The 12861-nt window shown below is 44.0% G+C and carries 6 protein-coding genes; 2 read left to right on the top strand and 4 right to left on the bottom strand.

The genetic code is table 11. The annotated features are described in order from the left end of the window. Positions 1-14: 14 nt before the first annotated feature. Together R2R28_RS12140 and R2R28_RS12135 are read right to left on the bottom strand one after the other, a co-directional pair. Positions 15-3296: a TonB-dependent receptor gene (locus tag R2R28_RS12140; protein WP_316825955.1), complete on the bottom strand. Its 3282-nt coding sequence runs from the start codon at positions 3294-3296 to the stop codon at positions 15-17. A gap of 202 nt (positions 3297-3498) precedes the next feature. Next, on the bottom strand, positions 3499-4659 hold the full coding sequence (locus tag R2R28_RS12135; protein WP_316825954.1) for a FecR family protein: 1161 nt from the start codon (positions 4657-4659) through the stop codon (positions 3499-3501). A gap of 135 nt (positions 4660-4794) precedes the next feature. On the opposite strand from R2R28_RS12135, the gene R2R28_RS12130 reads away from it, so the two are divergent. After that, positions 4795-5373, top strand: coding sequence for an RNA polymerase sigma-70 factor (locus R2R28_RS12130; protein ID WP_316825953.1), 579 nt, complete (start codon positions 4795-4797; stop codon positions 5371-5373). 644 nt (positions 5374-6017) lie between these two features. Beyond that, positions 6018-8294, top strand: a complete 2277-nt coding sequence (locus tag R2R28_RS12125) for a glycoside hydrolase family 3 N-terminal domain-containing protein (protein ID WP_316825952.1) — start codon at positions 6018-6020, stop codon at positions 8292-8294. Between the two features lie 294 nt (positions 8295-8588). Here the strand turns inward: R2R28_RS12125 and R2R28_RS12120 are convergent, their stop codons facing one another. Then, positions 8589-9056, bottom strand: a complete 468-nt coding sequence (locus R2R28_RS12120) for an Lrp/AsnC family transcriptional regulator (RefSeq protein WP_316825951.1) — start codon at positions 9054-9056, stop codon at positions 8589-8591. A 774-nt stretch (positions 9057-9830) separates the two neighbouring features. After that, positions 9831-12632 (bottom strand): insulinase family protein, encoded by a 2802-nt coding sequence (locus R2R28_RS12115; RefSeq protein ID WP_316825950.1) that lies wholly within the window; start codon positions 12630-12632, stop codon positions 9831-9833. Between the last annotated feature and the right edge of the window lie 229 nt (positions 12633-12861).

Below are 12861 nucleotides of genomic sequence, written 5' to 3'. Positions count from 1 at the left end.
AAATTGAATTTCTATTAAAATGATAGGTTAAGGCCTGCAGAAATCGTTCTGCTCTGTGGATAATTGCCACCATCTATACCGATATCCCGGGTACCACCGGCGCCACTGTACTGCTGCCCCACTTCGGGATCATATCCGGTATACTTTGTGAAGGTAAGCAGGTTCTGTGCCGATAAATAAAAGCGCAGATTTTTGATATTCAGTTTATCCAGCACTGTTTTAGGCAGGGTATAACCCAGTACCACATTCTGCAGGCGCAGGTAAGAACCGCTCTGCAGGTAAAAACTGGACACCCTTGAGTTGTTGTTCGGATCGCTTGCGATCAGGCGCGGAAGGGTATTGCTTGTTCCCGGCCCCGTCCATCTGCCCAGCGCTTCTGTTTCCATGTTATAGTTGGAAATGAAGAACCCGTCTGTATAATACTTGTAAGCAGCATTGATCTTATTGCCATAAACACCAGAGAAAAAGGCTTTAAAGTCAAATCCTTTATAACTTGCCCCTATATTGAAGCCATAGGTAAGTTTGGGTATCGGTGAACCCAGAAAAGTCTGGTCATTCTGGTCTATCACCCCATCGCCGTTCAGGTCTGCGAAACGGATATCCCCCGGGGCAGTGCCCGTTTGTTGTCTGGCATGGCTATCCACCTCCTGCTGGTTCTGGAAGATACCATCAGCGACATAACCATAAAAGGAAGCTACCGACTGGCCTACCTGGGTAAGTTCGGTCTGGCCGGGCTTGATATTCCCACTATAGAGTTTTATACCTGTCTGGTTCAGCTCAAGTACCCTGTTTTTGATCGTTGCAAAAAAGAAGCCGGCATCAAGGTTAAGATCATCGTTAAGCTTGCCATTGTAATCCATCGAAAATTCAATCCCGGAATTCTGCATAACACCTGCATTGCGCGGAGGGCTCTGGGTAAAACCTGAAACAGACAATATGTTCAGGTTTAAAAGCATGTCCTTGGTTGTTTTGTCATAATAGTCGAATGAACCGCTGACATGGTCACCAAAAAGACGGTAATCGAATCCTGCATTCCATTGTTTTACCTGTTCCCATTTGAGATCCGGATTTTCCAGGCCGCCGGGGCCTGCCGTTGGCTGCGAAGTGGCCGGTATACCGAAAGCATAATAGCTGGTATTGACCCTGGCCGAATAATCATAATATCCAACAGGGGCCTGATTTCCTACTACTCCCCATCCTCCCCTAAGTTTCAGGTAGCCAAGGACATTGTTTTTTGGAAAAAAGGATTCGTTTGTTAAAAGCCACCCTACCGATCCGGATGGAAAATTACCATATTTGTTGTTTGCACCAAATTTTGAAGAACCGTCACGGCGGAAGGTAGCGGTCAAGAAATATTTCCCGCTGTAATTATAATTCAGACGGCTCAGATATGAGAGCAGGTCCCAACGCTGCTGGCTCCCGCCAACTACCTGGTTACTTATACCGCCATCCAGATATTGCAGATAAGGGTCATTTCCCGGCTGTCCCTGATTGGACCCATTAAGGTAATTGTAGGTAAACTGCTGTGCTGAGATACCCCCAAGCAGATCAAAATGATGGTCTTTGTTCAGTGTAAACTCATAAGCTACGGTGTTGTCCCATGTCCAGTTGGTAGCCTGGTCTTTCTGCTGGTAAACGCTGGGATTGGGGTTGTTAAAATTTGGCGCCACATTATAGCTTGGGGTAAAGCGCTTATTATCACTGAATTTCAGGTCAACACTGTATGATGATTTCAAGGTCAACCCCTTAATAGGTTTGAACTGAGCATAAACACTGCCCAGTAAACCATACTGATTGTAAGGGTTATTATCGGATATATAATGGATCCTGGCCAACGGATTGATAATGTCCGAATATTTGGTTGCCGTAAAGTTGCCGTTCGCATCTTTCACAGGTATTGTTGGATCGAGTGCAAGCGCGTCATTTACAATATTCGCTCCAAAATCGGTGGCAACATTATGTGACCTTGATTTATTGAAGGCCAGGCTTTCCCCAAACTCAAGACCTGGTTTTGGATTAAAAGTGAGGTTATTGGATAAGTTTACCCTTTTATAATCCGATCCAATGATAGTCCCATCCTGGTCCAAATAGCCACCACTAACCCTGTAGGTGGAGTTTTTACTGCCACCACTGATTGCCACATTGTAATTTTGCATACGGGCGGTACGGAACAGTTCTTTCTGCCAGTCGGTGGTCGAGGTGTAGCTTGAAGGCGGACCTTCAAAAGGCGATGTACGGCCTGCATTGGTATAGGCCTCATTATTTAGCATTACGTAATCCGAAGCACTTACCATGTCCAATGTTTTGCGTACCTGGGTTACACCCTGATAGGAACTTAAAGTAATCAATGCTTCACCGTCCCTGCCCTTTTTGGTTTTAACGAGGATCACACCGTTTGCTCCCCTGGAACCGTAAATGGCCTGGGCAGAAGCATCCTTCAGGATATCGATCGATTCGATATTTGCAGGATCAATGATGTTGATATCATTTGAGGTAAGGGGAATCCCGTCGACCACGTATAAAGGATCTGAGTTATTGATCGAAGTCAGCCCGCGTATGCGCACCTGGGCAACGGCACCCGGGGCGCCGGAGTTTTGGGTGATCTGGACGCCGGCCGTTTTTCCCTGTAGTGCACCCTGAAGGTTGACTACCGACTGGTCTTTTAACTTATCGGCAGAAACAGAAGATATTGCCCCTGTAATGTCGCCTTTGCGCTGCGTTCCATAGCCGATTACAACAACCTCATCAAGTGCAGAGGGCTGGGCAAGTAAAACAATGTTCAGCTCCGAACGGCCGTTCAGCTCCACTTCCTGACTTGCAAAGCCCAGATAGCTGAAAATCAGCACAGCATCCGCATCGTTTAATTTTAATGAGAAGGAACCATCGGTAGCGGTAACCGTTCCGGTATTGCTTCCTTTTACCTTTATGGTCACCCCGGGCAGCCCAACGCCTGCCTGATCGCTGACCTTTCCTTTTACAGTCACTTCGCGTGCTGCAGGAATGGGCCTTAATTTCACAATTACGGTATTCTGATTGATGGTATAGGTCAGCAACTGGTTTTCGAAGCACTTTTCAAGTACTTCTGACACAGGAGCGTTCTGGAGCGAAAGACTTACCGGATTAGCCCTGTCCAGCATATCGCTGTCGTAAAGGAAATTATAATTGCTCTGCTTCCTCAATTTCTTAAAGATGCTTTTCAATGAAGCATCTTTTACGGAAATATTGATTTTTTGTGCGTATCCAGACGCACTTACCTGCAAAAACGAGGCAGTCAACAATATGACTATCAATTTCATAATGAGCAACAATTTATAGAATGAACGGAAATTCCGTGTGCACGAAAATGCACCAATATTTTTATACATTTGGTTAAGGATAAATTTATGATTGATTGTTCGAACTATTGATTATGTTTTCCTTATGCCCTAAAGGCTATAGACCGGATGCATTCCACTGCATTCGGTCTTGATAAGGACAACATGATAACCTAAATGATATTTATGGCATCACAATTATCCTCCTTTCCTTAATTTGAAAATGAACGGAACCTGTCAGTTCCAGGGATTTTAAAACCTGGGCAACATCCTTAAAGCGGGAAACCGTCCCACCGAAATTTGCCCTTTTAAAGTTTTGCGGAAATACCACTTCTACATCGTACCATCTTGCGATGCGCTTCATGATGGTGTGGATATCTTCATTATCGAAAACAAAATACCCCTCTTTCCAGGCGACAGCTTCTTCGGCATCAACCCCACGGACATCTATTGATGTCGCACCATAACTGAGCATACCCTGTTGACCGGGTTTTAACATAACCTGCCTGTTGCCTGTGCTTAACTGGACCGAGCCTTCCAGCAAGGTTGTTCTGATCGCATTTTCGTCCTTATAGGCCATCACATTGAAGTGGGTTCCGAGAACCTTGACATCAAGATCATCCACACTGACCTTAAAGGGTTTTGCCTTATCCTTTGCCACCTCGAAATAGGCCTCGCCCGTCAGCCGGACGATACGCTCGTTTTTAGCAAAACTTACCGGATATTTTAGCGTAGAAGCAGAATTCATCCATACTTTGGTCCCGTCTGAAAGTACCAGCTGATACTGCCCTCCCCGGGGAATGGTTATGGTATGGTAGTCAACTGCATCGCCATTATTGGCAACAACTGCAGCCTTGTTATACCGGATCAGTCCATCATTTATTTTATTGACCTCTATTCCGTTCTGTAAAGAAATTCTTCCGTTTTTAAGACCGTCCAGGGTGATCACGCTACCGTCTGCTGTTGTCAGATAGGCTTTATTTCCACCTGGAATAATTTTTGAACCTTTGTTTTTTACCACATGAACAGCTTTCCTATCAGCAGCAGGTTTTTGCAGCACCATGAAGGATATCGCAGCAGATATAATGACAAGGATTACTGCAGCAATTTTTAACAGCTTGAACCTGCCGCGTAAAACAAAGGCCTGCTGATCGGGAATACTGTTACGGATTTTATCCTTTAAGATATGATAGAGCCTGTCTGTATCACTTGGATCTGAAAGCAGATCATCTCCTGTGAAGGGAATTTCTTCATCATGATGGGATTGCAATGTGTCGATTTCTTCAGCTGTACACTTTCCATCTAAAAACTTTTCATACAGTGCAACAAACTCTTCTTTGTTCATTATTCAGATAAATATTTGGTCCTAATATATAAGTACCAAAAAGATCTTCATACACCCATACTTTTATGATTTTTTTTTTAAATCTTTAATAGCCTGTAATTTTTCAATTATTTTTATAGTTTTAGCCGACCAAATATGCGCCTGTCTAATAAAACTGATTCTGATCTCTGGCTAGCCGTCCAAAACAATGATGGAAAAGCATTTAATGTGCTTTTCGACAGGTATTGGCTGATGCTCTATAAGGTAGCGCTACAGCAGTTAAAGGATGAGGAGAGCAGCTTGGAAATAGTCCACAATGTTTTTGTCAGTTTATGGAGCAGGCGGAAAGAACTGCAGATAACCGCTCTGAAAAATTTCTTGTTTACATCCATCAAATATCAGGTATACAAAAGCCTGAGACCAAAAAAACTCTCGATAGTCTATAAGGCAGATATTAGCGAAGATAATTTTTCTACCGAAATCAACCTTGGGGATTTAAAGATCCGGGACTCCGAGCTTCAACAAAGACTAAATAGCTCCCTAAGCCAGTTACCGGGGCGATGCCATCAGATATTCCGTTTGAGCAGGATAGAACATTTTTCCAATAAAGAGATTGCTGACCGCCTGGGCATCAGCCAAAAATCGGTGGAAAACCAGCTGACCATAGCCTTAAAACATCTAAGGGCATCCTTTAAAGATATTGCTTTTCTGCTCTTCATCTTCCACTACCTGTAAGCGGTTATTCAATTTAATATGTATATCCTTTAGCGGCACATCAGAAGCAAATTTTAAAGTCTGCCCGGAAAACTGAACCCGGAACGGGAAACCTCAAGGTCATTTAAAGTGAAAGGATCCCGGGAGGACATTATTTTACATGAATGGATTATCCATCTTTTTGCGCATTGTGTCTATTTCCGGCTTGGGTCAATCAGCGTAATTTAGGCTCCCGTACCCTACCCTGTGCTGGGTGGCTGACCAGATACAACAAATAATTGAGTCTAAGTCCTGATACATTATATCAGTTCCCACGAACTGACGGAAAGCATCATTAAGCTCATGAAAAATCCAATGTTTACCATGAAACCAGTTAAATTTTTATTTCAGGATTATTTAAGGGCCGGAAAGTATTTTTGCTTTTCAAAAAAAAATATGGGGCCAGTCTGTTCCTCAGGCAGCTGAACACTAATAGCAATCCCCGATACTGGCGCAGGAGAACAGCTCCACAATTGACCCCTTCCGCTTGGCATCCAAAAAAACAGGTATAAACAACTGTGAAACCTGACCGTGCCGGAGCATCGCTGAACTGAATTTACAGGATAATAAGACCGTAAGAAAATTATTTTTTTAAAACATACAAGAACAACACCAGGAACAATCAAATGAGAAAAACGTTTTTTACCTCAATAGGCCTATTGCTGATCACATGCAGCAGCTATGCGGTTAATAATCCCAGCACCGATACTTTGCTCTATAAAAACAGTAAAGCTCCTATACCTGCCCGCGTGGAGGATTTATTGAGGCGTATGACACTTAAAGAAAAGATGCTGCAGTTACAAAACCGGGGATCTGGAAAAATAGACGAGGTCGAACGGATTTTTAACGGACAAAGTTATGGATGTACCCATGAAATGAATATGACGGCCCAGAAATGTGCGGATATGTACCAGGAACTACAGACCTATATGCGAAAGAAAACCCGGTTAGGCATTCCCATACTTACCGCTGCTGAAGGTATCGAGGGCATCTTACAGAACAATTGTACAATCTTCCCCCAGGCCCTGGCACAGGGCAGTACATTCAATCCGCAGCTGATACAAAAAATGACAAATGCGGCCGGTAGTGAGGCACAGGTAATCGGCATCCACCAGATCCTTTCCCCTGTGCTGGATATTGCAAGGGAACTCCGCTGGGGAAGAGTGGAGGAAACCTTCGGTGAGGACCCGTTTTTGATCGCGGAGATGGGCACTTCATTCATCAGGGGGTACCAGCAGTATAATATTACCTGTACCCCTAAACATTTTGTTGCCCATGGCAGTCCTTCGGGCGGTCTCAACTGTGCGAATGTAAGCGGCGGCGAGCGTGAGCTGCGGAGCCTTTACCTCTACCCTTTTGCCAAGGTGATTGCCAATACTACCCCATTATCCCTGATGTCGTGCTATAGTAGCTATGATGGGGTAGCGGTGAGCGGGTCGTCTTATTACATGACCGAGATATTGCGTGGCGAACTGGGTTTCAAAGGATACGTATACTCAGACTGGGGTTCTGTCGAGCGGCTACAGACGTTTCACCATGCGGTGAACTCAAGAGAGGAAGCAGCGGTGAGGTCATTGGAAGCAGGTGTTGACCTGGATGTCGACGGTGCTTATGAAACCCTGGAAAAAATGGTTGGAGAGGGCAAGCTTGATATGAAATATGTAGATCAGGCGGTACGCCGTGTGTTGAGCGTAAAATTCACCCTTGGCCTCTTTGAGAACCCATTCGGTGACCCTTCCAGAGTAGAAAAAATCGTGCACAGCGCCAAGAATGTCGCTATCTCCAAAGAAGTAGCGGACGAAAGCGCGATATTGCTTAAAAACGACAACAATATTTTACCCTTGAACCTGTCAAAATATAAATCGATCGCGGTGGTCGGCCCCAATGCGGACCAGACCGTATTTGGAGATTATGCCTGGACCGGGCGGGACACCAAGGAAGGCATCACCCTGTTACAGGGGCTCAAAGATGTGGCAGGTAATAAAGTACAATTCAATTATGCAGAAGGATGTGACTGGTGGAGCAAAGACAGATCAAAGATCGATGAGGCGGTAAAAGCTGCTCAGTCCAGTGACCTTACAATTGTAGCCATCGGTACACGGAGCACCTTTTTGGGCCGCAGTCCGAAATATTCCACTTCAGGAGAGGGTTTTGACCTCAGTTCACTGGAACTTCCCGGAGTACAGGAAGACCTTTTGAAAGCGGTCAAAGCAACAGGCAAACCATTTATCGTTGTTTTTATAGCTGGTAAACCCCTTGCGATGCCATGGGTGAAAGATAATGCAAATGCGGTGATCTGCCAATGGTACGGGGGCGAAATGCAGGGCAGGACATTGGCCGATATCATTACCGGGGCGGTCAATCCATCAGGTAAACTGAATGTGTCCTTTCCGCGTAGCACAGGAAATTCACCGAGTTATTATAACCATTTTGTGACCGATCGCAACGAACCTTTTGATAGCCCCGGCAGTCAAGAGGATCCAAAAGGCCATTATATTTTTGACAGACCGGACCCGCTTTGGAGCTTTGGACACGGCTTGAGTTATTCCAGCTTTAAATATATGGGCTGTAGGTTGGCCGACTCTGTACTTACCTCAAAAGATATCATAAAAATTGATGTTGACATCGAAAATACAAGTGGAATTGACGGACAGGAAGTGGTACAGCTTTATGTCCATGACAAGGTCAGTTCTGTCGCAACCCCGATAAAGCAGCTTAAGGCATTCAAAAAAGAATGGATCAAAAAAGGAAAACAAAAGACTGTGCACCTGGAGATCCCTGTTTGCGAACTTGGTCTGTACAATGTAAGGATGCAATATGTGGTTGAACCCGGCGAATTCGAATTACAGATCGGCAGCGCCGCAGACAACATCCACTTCAAAAAAACAGTTACCGTAAGATAATCAAACAATAAGTTGGGCCGCCCTTGCAGTTTGCGGAAGACGCTCTTCCAGAAGCTATGGGGCGGCCCATCTTTTCTAAAATGAAAACAGACAGATAATAAACAAGCTATGGCGAATCTGTTTTTAAACCAGGATCTCGATAAAACCACGTTTTCTATTCCCCCTTTCATCGCTCCCGTAACCTTCACAGTTATTTCACCCAACAGTACAAAATAGTTCTTTAACATAAAAAAAAGAAATTTTTGTTCCTATCCCCTTCTCTATAAAAAGCGTTTGAACTCAAGTGGTGCGCATTTAAACCGGAATAGCTGTTTCGTGTTTTGTCTGGACAATTACAATTGAAGAGTTCATTGCGCCAACATTATTCAGAAGTCCAAGTTTTTGGGTGAGGAACTCATTATAGGTATTCATATTCCTGGTCAGGATTTTAAGGATAAAATCATAAGAGCCAGTGCAGTGACAACAGTCAACAACTTCGGTAAAACCACAAATTCCCTGTTGAAATTCAGAGATAGCTGCTACAGAGTGATCTGTAATCTGGACATGCAGATAAGCCATCATACAGTCCGGTATTTTACGGTAATCCACGAGTGCCACATAAGATTTGATATAGCCGTACTTTTCCAGCTTCTCTATGCGTTCTTTGATCGGGGTCTGGGACCGGTGAAGTCTGGCAGCTAACTCTTTGTATGTTAAATGTGCATCTTGCTGTAGTAGCTTTAAAATACCAAAATCAGTCTGGTCGGGGCGGAAAGATTCCATTATATTTATTTGGTTTTATGAAAAATTTAGTTAGGTATAATGGTTATCAAATATAGCGGATTTCCTTCCCAAAAGCAAGGTTAACCAACTAAAAAAGAAGATTTTACAAAATAAAATTCGGCCAATCAGAAGCATTTAACGGGGATCAAAATATAATTCCGCAAAAACACCTCAAAACAGAGAAATTCTCTAAAAAGCGGAGTGTTCTCTCATTAAATGGAACTCTTACCGATATTTGTGATAGGTTATCCAGAACATTACGGATGACGGCATAAACGTTTCAAGGTTCGCCTGTAACTGATGCACTTACCAAAGCCCTATAATCAGATTGTAGAAGCTGATTTTTTCATAGGTGGGACAACCTTTAGGCGGATGCCAAGAGGAAGTTTAGGATTAATTAGTTTTTGTAAGACAGTATTTTTTAAGCGGAGTTAGTCCCGATTTTTTGTACTGTTCATTGAAGATGTGAAGGCCGGTAAGTTACCGGCCTTCCTTCTGAAACACCAATTATCAAAAACTATTTTAACACATCCCTTCCACAGTCAGTTCCCACTTAATAAAAGATCAGCAAAACAACAACTGCTCAAGAAAGCCTGTATAATTCCACACATATACCACCAACTAACTGAATCTCAATGTATTACCATTAGCACTTTTGCTTATCCCCTGATAAATATAATTACCATACCGCTACCGGACTTTAAACTGGCATCCGCCAAAAAAAACAGGCACCATCGCTAAGACAGCACCTGTTTTTGAGGCAGAAACATTATTTTAATTTTTAGTCTGTCCGGGTAGCAGGATAAATTTGATCAGGTTCTTTTGATCAAAAAAGATTTTTGAGGCCTGCTGAAGGTTTTCTGCATTGATCTTGTCCAGTATAACCGAATGGTCGAGGACTTCAGGCAGGGGCTCGTTATTTTCGATCTGACCTGCCAGATAGTTAAGCCAAAAGCTGTTGTCCTTTAGGGCGAGTTCTACATTCTTGGCGTAAGAGGCTTTAAATTTCTGTATATCAACTTCTGTTATCCCGCCTTTTAAAACCTTATCCATTTCTTCCGAAATACCAGTGATCAGATGGTCCACATTCTTCGGCGCACATCCAAAAACCACATTGATCGAGAAACGGTTTTGTGGATACTTAACATAGCTGGCCTGGACAGAGGGGCTGTAGACTTCACTTTCAGCTTCACGCAGGCGTTCCAGGACCTTTACGTGAAGGATATCGGCCAATGCTTTCAAAAATAAATTGTTCTGCGGGCTGTATGGATAATCCCCGCTGTATACAAGGCGGACAGAGGCTTTGTTTTCGCTCCCGAGGTAAACTTTCTTGGTGATCCGGCCTTCCGGGATATGTATCCCAAGATCTTTGGCCCTGTGTTTTTGCTTCAGGTCCGGCAAGGCGCCAAGATATTGCGCCAATAAGGGTTTTATTTTTTCAGGGTCAAAATTGCCGACAAAAACAAAGGTGAATCCCGAAGCGTCAGCGAAACGCTCCCTGTAAATTTTCCAGACCTGCTGAAGGTTGATTTTATCCAGGCGCTCAGGCGTTGAGGGCATAGCACGGTAAACATAATTCCCCAGGACAGCATTTATGGTATCGGTAAAATTTGTCACCGGATCACTCTGGTGGGCCCTGAGATTTTCCTTCGCGCTGCTGATGATGTTTTTAAATAACACTGAATCCACGCGGGGTTTGGTCATCTGGAGGTAAGCCACCTGCATGGCGGTTTCAAAATCTGCAACAGAGCTGCTTCCGGTAACCACTTCTGATCTGGACAGGATATTGGAAACTACATTAACCGAGCGGCCGTTGAGTAATTCCTTTAGCTGGTTGGGATTAAAAGATGCGAGCCCAAAGCGGCTGATCAATGCACCTGCATTGAAGGCATCATCAAATTGTTCATCATCATACAGCGAAGTACCACCGGCTTTAAACCCTTTGAATAAAATCTGGTCATTTTTAAAGGTGGTCGGTTTGAGGATAATACTGATACCATTCTGAAGTTTGAGCTGGGTAATCCCCATTTCCGGCAAGCGCTTTTCAGCGGTTATCTTTCCAGCTTTCGGCAGAACGGCCAATAGCTTGGCATTGACCTGTTCATTTACAAACGGCTGAACTTTCATATTTCCAGCCGCTTTTATCCATGCGTCCACAGTGGCCGAATCGGGTAAAGTAGACTGGTCTTTTTCCGGGGCCAGAACCAGCACGTCCACGTCCGCACTGTTCAGGTACTCATTTAGAATCGCCATAATGTCGCTGAGCTGTACCTCAGGGATATGGCGCTTCACAAAATCTGCTTCCCATTGTATCCCCGGGGCGGCGGTACCATGGAGAAAATGTTCTTTATATTCGTTAACAAAGTTTACTGAAGCGGTTTTATCCTGCTCCCTTAAAGTATTCTCAAAGTTTAGCAGGTAGCTCTGTTTCGCCTGGTCAAATTCCTTTTGGGTAAAGCCAAACCTTTTTATTTTCTCCAGAAAACCGAATCCCTGACTGAAGGCCTGTTGAACTTGGCCCTGCTTTGCACTCACCTCAAAAACAAACATATCCAGCCCGCCCATAAAGCTTTGTATACCGATGCTCATATTGTTATATGCCGGATTATCCTGGCGGCTAATTTCCATATAACGCCTTGAGGAGATCAACTGGGAGAGCAGCGATCTTTTGATAAGCTTCAGATAATCCGCCTCGGTCTTAAGTTCAGCTGCCTGGTGTTTATAAATGATTTCCAGCGTCGTACCGGCCATTTCTTTATCGGTTACGGCCATATACTGTTTTTTTCCTGTTAAGGGTATTTTATAATTGATTCGCTCGCGCTTTGGGCTTAAAGCCTTAAGGTCTGAAAAACTGGCTTTGATCTGGCTTTCCACCTGATCGGGATCAACATCGCCCACAACTATCAGCGCCTGGAGATCCGGGCGGTACCAATCCTGCAAAAAGCGCCTGATTACCGGTTCCTGGAATTTGGTAAGTACCTCATAAGTGCCAATGGGAAAACGCAGGGCATAACGGGAGTTATTGAGCATCATAGGCATATATTTTTTTGACATGCGCTCACTTGCCCCTTTTCTAAGGCGGTCCTCTTCAAGGATAACGCCACGTTCCTTATCGATCTCTTCGGGATCAAGTGTCGCTTCCTGAGCCCAGTCCCTCATAATTTTAATGCCGTTCAAAAGTAATCCAGGATCATCGGTAGAAAGGGGCAGCTGATATACGGTTTCATCGAAACCGGTATGGGCATTCAGGTCTGCACCGAATCTGACCCCTGATTTCTGAAGGTAATCAACAAGCTGGTTTTTGGGGAAATTTTTCGTTCCGTTAAAATTCATATGCTCCATAAAATGGGCGAGCCCCTGCTGGTCATCATCTTCGAGAATTGATCCGATGTTATTGACCAGGTAAAGCTGCACGCGTTTGGCAGGTTCAGTATTTTTCTTGATGTAGTAGGTAAACCCGTTTGGCAAAACGCCGGTTTTAACGGATTGATCCAGTGGGATAATTTGTGCTTCTGATGGGCTGCCCAGACATAAAAAGGCAAGAAAGCCTAAAAAGCAGTTTCTGTAGAATTTCATTTTTAATTTTTATTTACCGGTTTTTTTTATGTGTTTTTCCGGGTTTCCATTAATCAGGCTGATAACCAGCCAAACAATTAACAGGATGAATAGAAGAATTAAGGAAACGGCACCTAAAGCCCATATGACAGGGCTTAGCTGACTACCGGTATGGTTAAATTTCAGATAAAATGACAAGGGCATCAACACCAACTCTGAGAACAGTAGTATCAGGATGCCTTTTCGAAGG

Source organism: Pedobacter miscanthi (genome assembly GCF_032678605.1).
Lineage (GTDB): Bacteria > Bacteroidota > Bacteroidia > Sphingobacteriales > Sphingobacteriaceae > Pedobacter > Pedobacter miscanthi_A.
This window is presented reverse-complemented; position numbering and strand designations above follow the sequence as displayed.

Bases quoted from the DNA above. Each gene is read 5' to 3' on its own strand.
- R2R28_RS12135 (WP_316825954.1), bottom strand. From the start codon at position 4,659: ATGAACAAAGAAGAGTTTGTTGCACTGTATGAAAAGTTTTTAGATGGA.
- R2R28_RS12130 (WP_316825953.1), top strand. From the start codon at position 4,795: ATGCGCCTGTCTAATAAAACTGATTCTGATCTCTGGCTAGCCGTCCAA.
- R2R28_RS12120 (WP_316825951.1), bottom strand. From the start codon at position 9,056: ATGGAATCTTTCCGCCCCGACCAGACTGATTTTGGTATTTTAAAGCTA.
- R2R28_RS12115 (WP_316825950.1), bottom strand. From the start codon at position 12,632: ATGAAATTCTACAGAAACTGCTTTTTAGGCTTTCTTGCCTTTTTATGT.
- R2R28_RS12140 (WP_316825955.1), bottom strand. From the start codon at position 3,296: ATGAAATTGATAGTCATATTGTTGACTGCCTCGTTTTTGCAGGTAAGT.
- R2R28_RS12125 (WP_316825952.1), top strand. From the start codon at position 6,018: ATGAGAAAAACGTTTTTTACCTCAATAGGCCTATTGCTGATCACATGC.